General features: G+C 29.8%; 15 protein-coding genes. 3 read left to right on the top strand and 12 right to left on the bottom strand.

Translation table 11 applies throughout. From position 1 onward, the window contains the following. Window positions 1-42: 42 nt before the first annotated feature. From gap to AC1XJX_RS12140, 6 genes are read right to left on the bottom strand one after another with little or no spacing between them, the layout of a single operon-like run. Window positions 43-1,047: a type I glyceraldehyde-3-phosphate dehydrogenase gene (gene gap / locus AC1XJX_RS12165; protein WP_482004260.1), complete on the bottom strand. Its 1,005-nt coding sequence runs from the start codon at window positions 1,045-1,047 to the stop codon at window positions 43-45. A 2-nt stretch (window positions 1,048-1,049) separates the two neighbouring features. Further along, on the bottom strand, window positions 1,050-1,928 hold the full coding sequence (gene lipA / locus AC1XJX_RS12160; RefSeq protein ID WP_482004259.1) for a lipoyl synthase: 879 nt from the start codon (window positions 1,926-1,928) through the stop codon (window positions 1,050-1,052). A gap of 48 nt (window positions 1,929-1,976) precedes the next feature. Then, window positions 1,977-3,191: an Nramp family divalent metal transporter gene (locus AC1XJX_RS12155; RefSeq protein WP_482004258.1), complete on the bottom strand. Its 1,215-nt coding sequence runs from the start codon at window positions 3,189-3,191 to the stop codon at window positions 1,977-1,979. Then, window positions 3,192-3,737: an RNA polymerase sigma factor gene (locus tag AC1XJX_RS12150; RefSeq protein ID WP_482004257.1), complete on the bottom strand. Its 546-nt coding sequence runs from the start codon at window positions 3,735-3,737 to the stop codon at window positions 3,192-3,194. Then, entirely contained in the window at window positions 3,728-4,840 is a 1,113-nt protein-coding gene (locus tag AC1XJX_RS12145) for a glycosyltransferase (RefSeq protein ID WP_482004256.1), read from the bottom strand. Before AC1XJX_RS12145 ends, AC1XJX_RS12150 begins: the two co-directional genes overlap by 10 nt. Before the next feature lie 6 nt (window positions 4,841-4,846). Next, window positions 4,847-5,050: a membrane or secreted protein gene (locus AC1XJX_RS12140; protein ID WP_482004255.1), complete on the bottom strand. Its 204-nt coding sequence runs from the start codon at window positions 5,048-5,050 to the stop codon at window positions 4,847-4,849. Window positions 5,051-5,192: 142 nt separating this feature from the next. On the opposite strand from AC1XJX_RS12140, the gene aqpZ reads away from it, so the two are divergent. After that, a complete protein-coding gene (aqpZ, locus tag AC1XJX_RS12135) occupies window positions 5,193-5,879 on the top strand; it encodes an aquaporin Z (protein WP_482004254.1) in 687 nt (228 codons plus the stop codon). A 74-nt stretch (window positions 5,880-5,953) separates the two neighbouring features. Here aqpZ and AC1XJX_RS12130 read toward each other — a convergent pair whose 3' ends face one another. From AC1XJX_RS12130 to AC1XJX_RS12110, 5 genes are all read right to left on the bottom strand, one after another. After that, window positions 5,954-6,742, bottom strand: a complete 789-nt coding sequence (locus tag AC1XJX_RS12130; RefSeq protein WP_482004253.1) for an anti-sigma factor domain-containing protein — start codon at window positions 6,740-6,742, stop codon at window positions 5,954-5,956. Between the two features lie 12 nt (window positions 6,743-6,754). Next, on the bottom strand, window positions 6,755-7,285 hold the full coding sequence (locus tag AC1XJX_RS12125; protein ID WP_482004252.1) for an RNA polymerase sigma factor: 531 nt from the start codon (window positions 7,283-7,285) through the stop codon (window positions 6,755-6,757). Between the two features lie 68 nt (window positions 7,286-7,353). Further along, a complete protein-coding gene (gene murB, locus AC1XJX_RS12120) occupies window positions 7,354-8,367 on the bottom strand; it encodes a UDP-N-acetylmuramate dehydrogenase (RefSeq protein WP_482004251.1) in 1,014 nt (337 codons plus the stop codon). Further along, complete coding sequence (locus AC1XJX_RS12115; RefSeq protein WP_482004250.1) at window positions 8,367-9,557, bottom strand: pyridoxal phosphate-dependent aminotransferase; 1,191 nt, start codon at window positions 9,555-9,557, stop codon at window positions 8,367-8,369. Before AC1XJX_RS12115 ends, murB begins: the two co-directional genes overlap by 1 nt. 333 nt (window positions 9,558-9,890) lie before the next feature. Continuing rightward, window positions 9,891-10,307 (bottom strand): DUF1573 domain-containing protein, encoded by a 417-nt coding sequence (locus tag AC1XJX_RS12110; protein ID WP_482004249.1) that lies wholly within the window; start codon window positions 10,305-10,307, stop codon window positions 9,891-9,893. A gap of 304 nt (window positions 10,308-10,611) precedes the next feature. Between AC1XJX_RS12110 and AC1XJX_RS12105 the strand changes: the two genes are divergently transcribed. Then, window positions 10,612-13,245, top strand: coding sequence for a valine--tRNA ligase (locus tag AC1XJX_RS12105; RefSeq protein ID WP_482004248.1), 2,634 nt, complete (start codon window positions 10,612-10,614; stop codon window positions 13,243-13,245). A gap of 91 nt (window positions 13,246-13,336) precedes the next feature. Here the strand turns inward: AC1XJX_RS12105 and AC1XJX_RS12100 are convergent, their stop codons facing one another. Continuing rightward, window positions 13,337-13,789, bottom strand: a complete 453-nt coding sequence (locus AC1XJX_RS12100; RefSeq protein ID WP_482004247.1) for an FKBP-type peptidyl-prolyl cis-trans isomerase — start codon at window positions 13,787-13,789, stop codon at window positions 13,337-13,339. A gap of 535 nt (window positions 13,790-14,324) precedes the next feature. On the opposite strand from AC1XJX_RS12100, the gene AC1XJX_RS12095 reads away from it, so the two are divergent. Beyond that, window positions 14,325-16,135 (top strand): substrate-binding domain-containing protein (locus AC1XJX_RS12095; RefSeq protein ID WP_482004246.1); only part of this gene is annotated, 1,811 nt, incomplete at its 3' end.

Genomic DNA, 16,135 nt, shown 5'->3' with positions numbered 1-16,135 from the left:
ATATCTTTCAATTAATACTGACAAATATAATTATTTTACCGATTAAAAGCTCTTTTTTTCCGATAAATTACATATTAAATCAATAATTCTTTTAGAATACCCAGTTTCATTGTCGTACCAACCTATTATTTTAACCATATTTCCTATTACTGATGTCATTTGAGAATCGAAAATACAAGAATGTGTATTTCCAACAATGTCAATAGAAACAATAGGGTCTTCGGTATATTCTATGATCTTTTTGTAATGATTAAGTGATGCTTCTTTAAATGCAGTGTTAATATCTTCGATAGAAACAGTTTTTTTAACATTAAAAGTAATATCAGTTAACGATCCATTAATTACTGGTACACGAATCCCGCATCCACCAATAACATTTGATAGTTTTGGAAAAATTTTTGTTAATGCTTTTGCTGCTCCTGTTGTTGTAGGAACTATAGATTGACTGGCAGCTCTAGAGCGTCTTAAATCTCGATGTGGTTGATCATGTAAACTTTGGTCTGTTGTGTAAGAATGAATGGTAGTGATATATGCTTGATTAATACCACAAAGTTTATTGATGACATCAATCATTGGTGCAGCATTATTGGTAGTACATGAGGCGTTAGAAATAATAGTTTCAGAACCATCTAAACTATTTTCATTAACTCCTAAAACTATTGTTTTTATATCATCTTCAATAGGTGGGACACTTAAAATAACTTTTTTAGCACCATTTTCGATATGATAATTTAGTTCATGAGTAGTTTTGAATTTTCCTGTAGCCTCAATAACAAAGTCCAACTTAAAAGGTTTCCAATTAATGTCTTTAGGATGTTTTTGATTTATTAAAGGTATTTTAATGTTATTAACAATGATGTTCTTTTCGTCAAAAGAAATAATGCCATTAAAAATACCATGCACACTATCGTATTTTAATAAATGACTTAAAGTTTTAGAATCTGCTAAATCATTTATAGCAACAATTTTTATGTTTTTATAGTCTTGAAGAAGTCTAAATACGCGTCTACCAATTCTTCCAAAACCATTGATAGCGATGTGTATCATGATTAATTAATATGTTTTTGTGCATGGTAAGATGATCTTACAAGAGCGCTACTTTCAACATGGCGAAATCCTAAACTTAACCCAATTTCTTCAAATTCTTTAAATTGATCAGGGTTGATAAATTGTTTGACAGGTAAATGTTTTTTACTTGGTTGAAGATATTGACCAATAGTTACTACATCTACATCATTAGCTTTTAAATCGTGAAGCGTTTCTATAACTTCTTCTCTTGTTTCACCTAACCCTAGCATTATTCCAGATTTAGTTCTGCGTTGCCCTTGTTGTTTCAAATATTTTAAAACACCCATACTACGATCGTACTGTGCCTGAATTCTTACTTCACGAGTTAAACGTCTTACTGTCTCTATGTTATGGGACACAACTTCTGGTGCTACACCAATTATTCTGTCAATATGTTGTTCGATACCTTGAAAATCAGGTATTAGAGTTTCTAAAGTAGTTTCTGGGTTCATCCTTCTAACAGCTTTTACAGTTTCAGACCACATAATACTACCCATATCTTTTAAATCATCTCTATCAACACTGGTTAAAACGGCATGTTTAATTTTCATAATTTTTATAGAACGAGCAACTTTTTCTGGTTCATCCCAATCTACTGTTTCTGGGCGTCCTGTTTTTACACCACAAAAACCACAAGAGCGAGTACAAACATTTCCTAAAATCATAAAAGTAGCTGTGCCTTCTCCCCAACATTCACCCATATTAGGACAGCTACCTGAAGTACATATGGTATTCAACTTATATTTATCAACCAACCCTCTTAATTCGGTATATTTTTTTCCAGTTGGAAGTTTAACGCGAAGCCATTTTGGTTTAGTTTGGCGTTCTGGTAATATGTTTGAGGTTATTTCTGTATTCATATTAATCAAATAAGATAGCAAAGATACAAAGTATTCATTTAAATATTCTTATAATGTGGTAAGATACCAGATGCTAAATCCTATTAAAAAAGTAATACCAAACCAACTTAAAAAATGCATTTTTTTAGAAGGTCGCCACTCTTTTGGGGTATGAACACTAGATATGAGTTTATAATTTATTATTGCATAAAATGGAGCAGTTATAAACGATAATATGGTGGCTATTTTAATTAATAATCCCATTTCAGAATCTAAAAAGAAAAAGATACCAATAGTACCTATAGTGAGTATAAGAATCCATATTAAATAACCATATTTTGAAGATTTATTAAATAATAGATCAGTTGTTCTATTCATAACTCTAGGAGAAGCATCTAAAGTGGTTATAGTAGTACTAAACATCGTGGTAAAAGCTGCAATGGCTATAATATAATGTGCCCAATTACCTAGGCTTTTGGTGTATAAATCTATTAACTGACCAGAAAACACACCTGCTGAATTACTAAATGTTTCTCCACTATTAAACATTATTAAAGCTCCTAACATAAGAAAGCCAATGCCTATTAAAATCGCACTTAAATAACCTATATTAAAATCAAACAATGCTGATTTTGTATTGTATTTTTTAGTGTCCTTATTCTTTTCTATAGCCCATAAAGATTGCCACACAGAAACATCTAATGGAGCAGGCATCCAACCCATAAAAGCAATTAAAAAAGTAATTTCTAAAGCACCACTTGGAAGTATTTGTTTCAATGAAATTGGACTTGATTTATATGAAAGTGCCATAAAAACAGCTAAAATTGTACTAATTGTTAGAGTAACAACAATAACTTTCATAAGATTATCTAATAATTTGTATTTGCCAAAAACCAATAATGAAAAACAAACAAAAAGTATTATTACTGTCCAAATTTCTATGCTAATAAAATCACCAAATAAAGTTGAAGCTAAACCCGCAGTTACAATGGTTACTGCAGTTTGAATGGTAAACATAGTAGCTATATTTAGAGTATAATAAGTCATTAAAACACCTTTGCCTAATTTTTTATAACCGTCAAGTAAACTTTCGCCTGTAGCAGTAGCATATCTTGGTCCAAATTGAAAAAAGGGATATTTGAATAAATTAACTAATAATAGAGCCCAAAGTAAGCCTAATCCAAAATCAGCTCCAGCTCTGGTAGATTGAACCAAATGCGATACACCTATCGCTGCACCAGCAAACAATAAACCTGGACCTAAGTTTTTAATTTTTTTTATCATTTATTCCTCTCTTATGATTTCTGCAAGTAGTTTTTTTGCACGAAGTAATTTTACCTTAACATTATTAATGGGCTCTTTAAGCTCTTTTGAAATTTCTTTATAACTTAATTCTTGAAAATAGCGTAAATTTATAACTTCTTGATAATGAGGCTTTAATTTTTTTATATCGCGTAGTAGTTTTGCTAGATTTTGTTCAGTTATTAGTTCATCTTCAGGTGAAGGTGATTCATCTAAAATTTGAAAAATCTCACGTTCATCTTTGGAAATTATTTGAGTTATAGAGTTTTTTTCTTTCCTCAATAAATCTATATGTATGTTTTTCGAAATAGTAATTAACCAAGTTTTAAACTTGTAGTTATCATCAAAAGTTTCGATTTTATCAAAAGCTTTTGAGAATGTTTGAATACTAATATCTTCAGCATCATTTTCATTTTGAGTGCGTTTTAATTGATAACCATAAATATCCTCCCAAAAAGTATCTAATAAATAGTTAAATGCTTTTTGGTCATTTGCTTTGGCACGTTTAATAGCTTCCTCTATTTCCAATGGTTAGGTTTTGAAACAAGATTATTTATAAAGATAGTTAATTGTGTAAAAAGTAAAAATATTTCTAGAAAAGGAAGCAAAATCAATAAATCTATTTCACCCAATTTTTTTGAAGAGTTGCCAAATATGACATATTGTAAAATAATTCTAAATAAAATTAAACTAGCAACTATTTGCAATTTAAAAGTGGCCATAATTAGAATTATTGATAAAATCCAAAATAAAAATTGTAAACTGTAAATATGAGCTAAAAGGATTTTGTGCTTGAGTTTATAATGATTAGCAGTTGAAACATGTCGTCTTTTTTGTCTAAACCAGTCTTTAAAGGCTGGTTTAGGGTTTGATTCTGTAAAACTTTCTTTTGAAAAACAAATCGCGGTATTTGTTTTATTTGCTATCTGGTTAATAAATAAATCATCATCACCAGACCTAACTTTTATGTGTTTAATAAAACCATTAGCATTAAAAAACTCTTTTTTTGTATAAGCTAAATTTCTACCAACACCCATGTATGGCGTGCCTAATTTGGCAAGTGAAAAATAATTTATTGCTGTTACTAAAGTTTCAAAACGGATGAGTTTATTTAAAAATGATTTTTTAATTTTTGAATATGAGCCATAACCTAAAATAATAGTTTTTTCGTTGTTAAAATGAGAACTCATTTCTTTAATCCATTGATTTGATATAGGTTTACAATCAGCATCTGTAAATAAAAGATATTCATTTTTTGAAGCTTTGATACCTAAGGTTAAGGCATATTTTTTATTTCCCCAAAAAGCCTCAATACTTTTTACATCAACAATTTTTATGTTTTCATGTAGTTTTTCAAAACTTTGCATCACTTTTAAAGTTTTGTCATGAGAAGCATCATTAATTAAAACAATTTCAAAATCTGGATAATCCTGATTAATGATATAGGGTAAAAAAGTTTTTAAATTATCGGCCTCATTTTTTGCGCAAATAATAACTGAAATTGGGATTTTTTTGGAAGGCTCTTTTAGCTGTTTTAAAAAAGCGAACTTTCCGTATAAAAAAATATAAACTACAACTTGAATAAAAACTACAACAATAAATGTGTAGAAAATAACGTCAAGAAACACCATCAAATGTTATAAATGTTGAGGTTCGTTACAATCGGTAAACTGATCTGGGGTTTTGCCACAAAATCCACAGGCCTCTCCATTTTTATTTAACATTGGGTTTTGGCTTGCACAGGTACCTGCAAATTTACCATCTTTTTTTGCCCAAATTTTAATGGCAATTCCAGCAAATCCAAGACCTAATAAAACAATGGTAATTAAAAGAAGTTTCATTTTAAATTATTTTGGACAAAGATAATGCTTTTATGCATTAATTTAGAACTTACAGTAATTCTAGTTTGTGACTAACTACTATTTTTTGTGTCAAAAAAAATAATTGTACATTTAATTAACTAACTATTAAAACATTAATCTTATGAAAAAATTATTTGCAGAGTTTTTTGGAACTTTTTGGCTTGTTTTTGGGGGTTGTGGTAGTGCTGTGTTTGCTGCTGGTTATCCTGATTTAGGAATTGGATTTGCTGGAGTAGCTCTCGCATTCGGTTTAACTGTATTAACCATGGCTTATACTGTTGGACATATTTCTGGAGGCCATTTTAATCCTGCAGTATCATTAGGCCTTTGGGCAGGTGGCAAGTTTGAAGCTAAAAATTTACTAGGTTATGTCTTAGCCCAATTAGTTGGAGCTATTGCTGCTGCTGGAGCTTTATACTTAATATTATCAAACCAAGCTGAGTTTTCTACTATTGGTGGTTTTGCATCCAATGGATATGGTGATTTGTCACCTGATGGTTATTCAATGACAGCCGCTTTAATTGCTGAGTTTTTATTGACGATGTTTTTCCTTTTAATCATTTTAGGAAGCACTAATGAAAGAGCTCCCAAAGGATTTGCTCCTATTGCTATTGGTTTAGGTTTAACCTTGATACATTTAATAAGTATCCCAATTACAAACACCTCGGTTAATCCTGCACGTTCTACAAGTCAAGCTTTATTTGCTGGTGCTGACTATACGAATCAGCTTTGGTTGTTTTGGGTTGCTCCAATAGCCGGAGCTATAGTGGCAGGTTTTATTCATAAAGCATTATTTGATAAAGAATAATTTTGCAAAATTTTATAACTAAAAAACCCTCATTTTAAAAAAAAAATGAGGGTTTTTAATATGTGTTTTTAGCCTTATTGTAAGCTAATTTGTGCCACTGAATTTCTTGTAGATGCTACGCTATTTCCACCTTTAGGTTCTATAGTTATGCTTAACGCCAAAGCGTCTTCCATGTATGGGATGTTTTGCAACTTTCTGTCAGCTTCATTTAAAATACCTAGGCTTACCATTTTACCCTGCAATTCTGCCCATATTTGGTAACATTGTTCTTCAGGTAATTTTGGTAAAGAAACAACATCAATCATAGATGTTTTTTCTTTTGGGTTGATGTAAGCAACAGTTCTAAGATCTTTAGCTCTTTCATTTCCAGTTATAATATACTTTTCAGTATCAGGATTATTTAGCTTTAAAAGTTGACGCATTACATTATCAAGCATTCTATTATTTTTCTCTATATCACCTCTTAAGTCAAAAATTTCGTCAACAACCACCTGGTTTTCTTCAGAGAGTTTCTGATTCTGATTGTAAAATATATAAGAAGTTCCTGCAAAAATTAGTGCAGCAATACTAGCAGCGACACTAAACTTATACCATTTGCTATAATTTATCTGAGGTTTTAATTTAACAACAGGTTTTTCATCTAGTTCTTGTAAAATAGAATCTAAGATGCTTTTTGGCGCTTCAATAGCGTTACTTTTTGCAACCACTTCTAAATTAAATTGCAATGTGTTATATGTATTCTGTACTTCTGGGTATTTTGAAATGTAAGATTCCACCATTTCTGTTTCTTCAGAATTAGTTTCACCTAATAGATATTTTTCTAATAGGCCAGAATTTAAAAAAGTATTTATTTTCTCATTCATGACTTTGTTATATTAAGGATTATAGATTTTTTTTAATTCTCTCAATCCAATTTTTAATCTCGATTTTATTGTTCCAAGTGGAATATCAAGTTCTTCACTAGCTTCTTGTTGTGTCATACCTTCAAAAAAAAGTGCATTTAAAACAATTTGATACTTCTCATCTAAGCTTTTAAGATGTTTTTGTATATCTAGCACATCTTCATTTAATGCGTTTGATGTTATTTTATATACGGAAGAAGTTTCAATTTGGATTTCGTTACTGTTTTTGTTTTTTAAAGATCTTATTTTATCAATAGCCGTATTATATGAAATTCGATATAGCCAAGTAAATAATTTAGCTTTACTCGCATCGTATTTTTTTGAGTAACGCCATATTTTTACAAAACTTTCTTGAAGGACATCTTGAGCAGTATCATCATCAGTGATTATTTTTTTAATAACACCATATAGCGTGTCTGCATAGTTTTCATATAATAAACTAATGGCTTTCTTATCGCCTTTTTGCAACAATGAAACTATTTCTTTTTCTATGGATGAAATCAAGTTAAGTTGGTTTAGTTTACTGATTTACTGATTAAATAATAAAATCAAAGTTAGAAATTTCTTTTAAATTATAAGATATTTACTTCAGCTTCGATTGAAATGTCAAAAAGGCGTTTGATGGTTATTTGAATTAATTTTGAAAGTTTCAAGATGTCTTTTCCTTTAGCATTACCATAATTAACTAATACCAAGGCTTGATTTTTGTGTATTCCATAATCACCAAAACGTTTTCCTTTAAAACCAGCTTTTTCAATTAGCCAACCAGCAGGAACTTTTACTTCTTCATCATTAACTGGGTAACTTGGTATGTCATTAAAATTTTCAAGTAGTTGGTTAAATTGATTTTTTGAAATAATAGGATTCTTAAAAAAACTGCCACTGTTTCCAATAATTTTAGGATTGGGTAATTTACTTTCTCTAATCGAAATAACGGCTTTTGAAATATCTTGTATACTCGGTTTTTCAATATGCATTGATTTAAGTTCAGAAGTAATGGTTCCGTAGTTAATATGTAATTGATGATTTTGTTTAGTAAGTTTAAAAATTACACTTGTAATAATGTATTTTCCTTTTGCTTCTTGTTTAAAAATGGAGTTTCGATATCCAAAATTACAAGCTGATTTACTAAATGTTTTTATTTCATGATTTTCTAAAGAAATAGCTTCACAAGATTCAAAAACGTCTTTGAGTTCAATACCATAAGCTCCAATATTTTGAATTGGTGCGGTACCTACATTTCCGGGAATTAAAGATAAATTTTCAATACCACCAAAATCATTGTTAATACACCAAATTACAAATTCATGCCAGTTTTCTCCAGCATTGGCTTTAACATAAACAAAGTCTTCATTTTCAAAAATAATTTCTATCCCTTTAAAGTTTATGTGAATTACAATGCCATCAAAAGGTTTGGTTAAAAGTATATTACTGCCGCCGCCTAAAATAAGCTTGGTTTTTTTTTTACTTGATAATAAAACATATTTTAATTCATCAATATTATTTACAGAAACAAATTGCTTAGCTTTAACATCAATTCCAAATGTATTGTATGGTTTTAAGGATATGTTTTTAAATATTTTCACTAGTCTTTATATGCTTTTAGAGCTTCTTTTAAAATATTAGCTGATTTTTTTAAGCTTTCTTTATTAAGTACGTAAGCAATTCTAATTTGGTTTAAACCTACTCCAGGAGTAGAATAAAATCCGCCAGCAGGAGCAACCATAATAGTTTCACCATCTATATCAAAATGCTCAAGTAGCCATTGAGCGAAATCATCCGAGTTTTTCACTGGTAATTCTGCAATACAGTAAAATGCGCCTTTAGGTTTTGCTACTTTTACGCCTTCAATTTTACTTAATTCTTCTATTAAAACATTTCGTCGCTCAACATATTCTTCAATAACAGCATCAAAATAACTTTGTGGTGTATCCAATGCCGCTTCACTAGCAATTTGAGCTAATGTTGGTGGACTTAATCTTGCTTGAGCAAATTTTAATACGGTTTCTATAACACTTTTATTTTTTGATACTAAACAGCCTATACGAGCACCACACATGCTATATCGTTTTGAAACAGAATCAATCATGATAGCATAGTCTTCCAATCCAGGTTCTTGCATAATAGAATAATGCGTATTTCCATCATAAGCAAATTCGCGGTAAACTTCATCTGCAATTAAAAATAAATCATACTTTTTAACTATAGTAGCTAGTTTTTGAATTTCCTCTTTTGAATATAAATAACCTGTAGGATTTCCTGGATTACATATTAATATTGCTTTTGTTTTTGGCGTTATTAATTTTTCAAATTCTTCAATAGGAGGTAATGCAAAATTATCTTCAATTTTTGAAATTACAGGAACGATTTTAACACCAGATGCTGTTGAGAAACCATTGTAATTTGCGTAAAAAGGTTCAGGAATTATAACTTCGTCATCAATATCCATAATACTTCCAAATGCAAATAAAAGTGCTTCACTACCACCTGTAGTAACAATAATATCATCGTGTTTTGCTTGGATATCATTTTTTTTGTAGTAATGTGCAATTTTTTTTCTGTAATCTTCAGAGCCTTCAGATCTTGTATATGCTAAAATTTCTAAGGAATTCATTTTAACTGCATCTAATGCAATTTCAGGTGTTTTTATATCTGGTTGTCCAATATTTAAGTAGTAAATAGTTTTTCCTTTTTTTGCAGCAGCTTCAGCATAAGGAACTAGTTTACGTATAGGTGATTGAGGCATTAACTGCCCTTTTTTTGATATTGTTGGCATCTAATTCAGTTTAATTTACAAAGTTGAGAAAATTATCTTAAAGTTTTTTTAAAAAACGGGTATAAATAGATAGCCTGTTTTAAAGGTTCTTCTGCAGGAAAAGTAGTTTATTAAAAGCGATAAAATAATTAGGATAAATGAAAAATCCTCACATCATTACAACTTGCTTAATCTATCAGAAATTTTATGAAAAGCCAGCAAAAAAAAATACGATTGAAGGTAGAGTAGACAGAAAAGGGGAAATTTTATATAGTTTTTTTAACCTTAGAAAGTCTAATTAAAACAAAACACCCAAGCAACTGCTTGGGTGTTTTGTTTTAAAATATCATTATTTTATTGCTCAATAATGCTTTTTTCTTTTTTATCAAGTAAGCTTAATTTTGTTGAGTCAATTACTTCTCCTTTAATTTTTAAAGCTACAGTTGGAGTATCAGCATTAGATATAACAGTTATTGTTTTTCTAATTGGCATAACTCTATTGGTATCATATTTAACCTCAATTTGGCCAGTTTTACCAGGTAAAATTGGGTCTTCAGGTTTTTTAGGAATGGTACAACCACAACTTGAAGAAACTTTAGAAATTATAAGAGGCTCATTTCCAGTATTAGTAAATTCAAATACTCTTACGCCATTAGAACCTTTTTCTATAGTCCCATAGTCAATAGTTTCAGTTTTAAATTCAATTTTTGCTTGTGCGTTTAAAGCAAAACTGAATAATCCGATAAATAAAATAGTAATTAATTGTTTCATGGTTTTATCTTTTTATTTTTATTGTAACACCTTAATAATCAAAAATATTAAAAAGTGTTGAGTTAAATCACACTCAGTTTCCTGTCAAACATACTTACTTTTTCTACAATCTGCAAAAATAATAGATGTAATGCACGTTTATTAACATGATTAACTAAGTTAAAAGTACAAACAACTTTTTCAAATTTAGTTTAAAAACTGTTAAATTTAGTCTTGTTCATTTTTATCATTAACTAATAAATCTTTCATAGAAAAAGAAATATAAGTACTTTTGCCAATCATTATTCAAAAACTATTCCAAAGTATGCAAATGCCTTTAAAATATGATGCAAGTCAGGTAGAAAATAAGTGGTATGACTACTGGATGAAACACAACTATTTTCATTCAGAACCAGATGAAAGAGAGCCATATACCATTGTAATTCCACCACCCAATGTAACTGGTGTATTGCACATGGGACATATGCTTAATAATACTATACAAGATGTATTAATAAGACGTGCTAGGCTATTGGGTAAAAATGCTTGTTGGGTTCCTGGAACAGATCATGCATCTATAGCAACTGAAGCTAAAGTTGTTGCGAAATTAAAAGAACAGGGAATTGATAAAAATGATTTATCTCGTGATGAATTTTTAAAACATGCTTGGGATTGGACGAATGAGTATGGTGGAGTGATACTTCAACAGTTAAAAAAATTAGGGTGTTCATGTGATTGGGACAGAACCAAATTTACCATGGATGATGATATGAGTGAAGCCGTAATTAAGGTTTTTGTTGATTTGTTCAATAAAGGGTTAATTTATCGTGGTTATAGAATGGTTAATTGGGATCCTGAGGCTAAAACAACGCTTTCTGATGAAGAAGTGATTTATGAAGAGCGCCAAGGAAACTTATATTATTTACAATATAAAATTGAAGAAAGTACTGACACACTAACCATAGCTACAACACGTCCTGAAACTATATTTGGAGATACAGCTATTTGTATCAATCCTAATGATGAACGCTTTGTTAACTTACGTGGAAAAAAAGCTATTGTGCCTATTAGCAATCGTGTTATCCCAATAATTCAGGATGATTATGTAGATATGGAATTTGGTACAGGATGTCTTAAAGTGACGCCAGCACATGATGAAAACGATAAAAATCTTGGAGATAAACATAACTTAGAAGTTATTGATATTTTTAATGAAGATGCCTCTTTGAATAGTTTTGGTTTACATTATGAAGGTAAAGATCGTTTTGTTGCAAGAAAAGAGATTGTAAAAGAACTTGAGGAGCACGGTTTTTTAGTAAAAACTGAAATGCATACCAACAAAGTTGGAACATCTGAAAGAACTAAGGCTGTTATTGAGCCTAGGTTGAGTGATCAGTGGTTTTTAAAAATGGAAGATTTGGTTAAACCTGCAATAAAGGCGGTATTGGTTGATGAAGACATTAAACTATTTCCAAAGAAATTTGAAAATACTTATCGCCATTGGATGGAAAATATTCGCGATTGGAATATTTCTCGACAATTAATTTGGGGTCAGCAAATACCAGCATATTATTATGGCGATGGTAAAGACGATTTTGTAGTAGCAGAAACAATAGAAGAAGCATTAGAATTAGCTAAACAAAAAACAAAGAACCAACAATTAACAATAGCCAACATGCTTCAAGATAATGATGCTTTAGATACTTGGTTTTCTTCTTGGTTGTGGCCAATGAGTGTTTTTGATGGTATTAGAAATCCTGAAAATAACGATATAAAATATTATTACCCAACCAATGATTTAGTTACAGGACCAGATATTTTGTTTTTCTGGGTAGCCAGAATGATTATTGCAGGTTATGAATACAAAGGAGAAAAACCTTTTAATAATGTGTATTTAACAGGTTTAGTTCGTGATAAGCAACGCCGAAAAATGAGTAAATCATTGGGTAATTCACCTGATGCTCTTAAATTAATAGATGATTATAGTGCCGATGGAGTCCGTGTTGGTTTGTTGTTAAGCTCTGCCGCAGGAAACGATTTAATGTTTGATGAAACTTTATGCCAACAAGGTAAAGGTTTTGGTAATAAAATTTGGAATGCTTACAGATTGGTAGATGGCTGGGAAGTTAACCATACAATTCCACAGCCAGAATCTAGTAAAATTGCGATAGCTTGGTACGAATCTAAATTCCAAAAGGCATTAATAGAAATTGAAGACCACTTTAGTAAATACAGATTAAGCGATGCTTTAATGGCTATTTATAAACTTATTTTCGATGATTTTTGTGGATGGTTTTTAGAAATGATAAAACCAGCTTATCAACAGCCTATTGATGCTGAAACTTTAAAAAGTGTGATGGCTATTTTTGAGGATAATCTAAAAATAGTGCATCCTTTTATGCCTTTTTTAACTGAAGATATTTGGCATTACATTAAAGAAAGAACGCCACAAGAAGCATTGATTGTTTCTAAATGGCCAGAATCTAAACCAGTAAACGAAACTATTATTTCAGAATTTGAATTTGCATCGGAAGTCATTTCTGGAATTAGAAACATTAGAAAAGAAAAAAACATAGCTTTTAAAGATGCTATTGGTTTTTCAGTAATCAATAATGAAAAATCACATACAACTTTTGATACGATTATTTCTAAAATGGGAAATTTAGAAGCTATAGATTATGTTAAAGAAGCTATAGAAGGCGCTTTAACCTTTAGAGTAAAATCTAACGAGTATTTTGTTCCGATGGCAGGTTCCATTGATTTACAAGTTGAAATTAAAAAACTTACTGAAGAATTAAATTACACAGAAGGCTTTTTAAAATCGGTGCAAAAGAAACTTTCAAACGAACGTTTTGTAGCAGGAGCACCAGAGCAAGTTATAGTAAACGAGCGTAAAAAAGAAGCAGATGCTTTAGCTAAAATAGAAACGCTTAAAACTAGTTTGGCAAGTTTAGGGTAAAATAATTTTTATTATAATTTATATTTTGATTTAAAAAGAAAACCACCAAATTTAAAACGGTGGTTTTCTTTTCTTATAACTAATAAAATTATTAATTGACTGTAATAAGATTGATATCAAAAATTAAAACAGAGCCACCTGGTATTCCTCTAAAGTTATTATTACCATATCCTAAATGAGCAGGTACTAAAAGTATACCACTTCCGCCTTCTCTAAAGTAAGTAATACCTTCCGTCCAGCCTGCAATAACTTGTTGTAGGTTAAACGAAATTCCAGCGTCACTACTTTGATCAAAAACTGAACTATCTAAAAAATAGCCCTTGTAAGCAACTGTCACATTATCAATAGCTGTAGGTTGGGCACCATCACCAAGTTCATCAATTATATAATACAATCCAGAACTACTTTTTTGAGCAGTTAAATTATTATCTGCTAAGTAAGTTTGTATGTCTGCATCATTCTTGGACACGTAATCTATAGAGTTCTCATCATTACCACAAGAAGTGATAAAAATTAAAATGCATGCTAATAAAGTTAATCTCATTTGGTCTTTTTTTAAGCAAATATAGAATAAATGCTATTGGTTGAAAATCTTTTTAAAATTTAGATAAACAATATTATTTATAATCTACTTTATAACTTTTAAAAATAAAATCCTGTAAATTATTTGTTTTCAATGCTTTATATCTATCTGGAGAGCATGTTTTAATATTAAGGCTTAACCATATATAATTGAATTATTTACAATGATTAACTAAACCAGTATATCTTTCAGTTAATAAGGTCATGCTTTATATTTTAATAATAATTTTTGGTTTTTTTAAATTATTAATTTTTTTAGAAGAAGATAATTTTTTTTACTCTGCTTGAAATAGAATCTTCCATCTTACGAGAGTTCTCAGGTTCAATTCAACTTCTTTTTAGAGAGAACTTTCAGCCTTTTTGGTTTTAAGGTTTATATGTCTACTTTAAAGTAATTAATTACATTTGAACAAAAATTAATATTTAAATACCATAAGTAAAAATTCAAATTTAATTTAAAAATTTTTAAATTTAGAAAACTACACAAAAAATAAGAAATGAAAAAGATTCGTATATTCTATATTTTAATGTTATTTTTTTTAATAAACTTTCTTTTTGGATGTATAGACAACTCAGATCTTATAAAATACAAAATTGGTTTTTCTCAAACAGGAATTAATGACGACTGGCGGAAATCCATGAATCAAGCCATGGAAATTCAAGCTGCTTTTTATCCAGAGATTGAATTGAAAATTTCAGAAGGACAAGATGATATTACAGATCAAATTAAAGATATTGAAGCATTAATAGCTGAAAATGTTGATGTTTTGATTGTTTCACCTGTACAAGCTGCGCCTATAACACCTATAGTGGAAAAAGCTTTTAAAAAAGGCATTCCAGTTTTAATAGTTGATAGAAAAATTAATGGTGAAAACTATACGGCTTATTTAGGCGCAGATAATTATCAAGTTGGTACAAATGCGGCAAATTATTTAGCATCCTTAAATACTAAACCAAAGAATATTATAGAAATCAAAGGGTTATTAGGTTCCTCGCCAGCATCAGAGCGTAGTTCTGGATTTAATAATGTTATTAACGATATTCCTAATTTAAGTGTGGTGAAAAGAATCCAAGGAAACTGGGAAAGTTATTCAATAAAAGATAGCTTATCTGAAATTTTAGATAACTTAAAGAATATCGATTATATATTCGCGCATAATGATCGAATGGCTTTAGGGGCATGGGAAGTTTTAAAAGAAAAAGGACTGGAACAATCTATCAAAATAATAGGTGTAGATGGTTTAAATGGGCCAAATGGTGGCATTAAACATGTTCAAAATCAAATCTTTATGGCAACCATACTTTATCCAACTGGTGGCGAGGAGGCAATCAAACTTGCTGTGAAGATACTAAAAGGTGAGACTACAGCTAAAAAAAATATACTGGGAACTACTGTTATTGACTCAAGAAATGCAGATATTTTGAAAAACCAATTTGATAAAATCACACAACAGCAAAATGATATAGAAAAACAACAAGGTAAAATTCAATTACAGGAAAAAACATATTCCACTCAAAGTAACATATTAAAGTTACTTTTAGGGTTTTTAATCATAAGTTTACTTTTGGCAGCCTTTAGTATTTATTCGGTATACAACATTAAAAAGAAAAAACGGGAGCTTGAGCTACGGAATCAAAAAATTACTATACAGCGTAATCAAATTAAAAAGATTGCAGAAGAAGTTAAAATTAGTAACGCAGCCCGAGTTAATTTTTTCACTGGTTTGTCGCACGAATTTAAAACTCCTATTACACTTATCTTATCTTCGACGGAATCTTTAACAGAAAACAAAGTAATTCGCGATAATAAATTATTGAATGAAGTTGGTTTAATTTTTAATAACTCCAAACGATTACTTCGATTAATTAACCAATTACTAGATTTTAGAAAAATTGAAGACCGTAAGTTTGTTTTAAAAGCCTCAAAAACTAATTTATATCAATTTTCTGATTTAATTTTTAAGGATTTTGAACGTGAGGCACAAAAGCGGAACATTAATTTTAAATTAAGTACCAATAACGAAGATTTGTTGGTTTTTTTAGATAGAAACTTAATGGATAAGGTTTATTTTAATTTGTTATCTAATGCATTTAAATTCACTCCAAATAATGGTGTTATTACAATAGATATTGTAGATGAATTTGATAGTAATTTTGTAAATATTCATTTCAAAGATTCCGGTATAGGTATCCCAAAAAAAGAAATTAATAACGCATTTCAGGCCTTTTTTCAGGGTTCAAATAACAATAAAGCTAGTTCTGGTATTGGCTTGCATTTATCAAAAGAATTTATTGAAATGCACAAAGG

The sequence above is a fragment of the Flaviramulus sp. genome (assembly GCF_982512915.1).
The sequence above is the reverse complement of the archived record's forward strand: the minus strand, read 5'-3'. Positions and strand labels throughout refer to the sequence as shown.

Excerpts from the sequence above, each read along its gene's own strand:
- gap (WP_482004260.1), bottom strand. The coding sequence starts at position 1,047 with ATGATACACATCGCTATCAATGGTTTTGGAAGAATTGGTAGACGCGTA.
- lipA (WP_482004259.1), bottom strand. The coding sequence starts at position 1,928 with ATGAATACAGAAATAACCTCAAACATATTACCAGAACGCCAAACTAAA.
- AC1XJX_RS12155 (WP_482004258.1), bottom strand. The coding sequence starts at position 3,191 with ATGATAAAAAAAATTAAAAACTTAGGTCCAGGTTTATTGTTTGCTGGT.
- AC1XJX_RS12145 (WP_482004256.1), bottom strand. The coding sequence starts at position 4,840 with ATGGTGTTTCTTGACGTTATTTTCTACACATTTATTGTTGTAGTTTTT.
- AC1XJX_RS12140 (WP_482004255.1), bottom strand. The coding sequence starts at position 5,050 with ATGAAACTTCTTTTAATTACCATTGTTTTATTAGGTCTTGGATTTGCT.
- aqpZ (WP_482004254.1), top strand. The coding sequence starts at position 5,193 with ATGAAAAAATTATTTGCAGAGTTTTTTGGAACTTTTTGGCTTGTTTTT.
- AC1XJX_RS12130 (WP_482004253.1), bottom strand. The coding sequence starts at position 6,742 with ATGAATGAGAAAATAAATACTTTTTTAAATTCTGGCCTATTAGAAAAA.
- AC1XJX_RS12115 (WP_482004250.1), bottom strand. The coding sequence starts at position 9,557 with ATGCCAACAATATCAAAAAAAGGGCAGTTAATGCCTCAATCACCTATA.
- AC1XJX_RS12110 (WP_482004249.1), bottom strand. The coding sequence starts at position 10,307 with ATGAAACAATTAATTACTATTTTATTTATCGGATTATTCAGTTTTGCT.
- AC1XJX_RS12105 (WP_482004248.1), top strand. The coding sequence starts at position 10,612 with ATGCAAATGCCTTTAAAATATGATGCAAGTCAGGTAGAAAATAAGTGG.
- AC1XJX_RS12100 (WP_482004247.1), bottom strand. The coding sequence starts at position 13,789 with ATGAGATTAACTTTATTAGCATGCATTTTAATTTTTATCACTTCTTGT.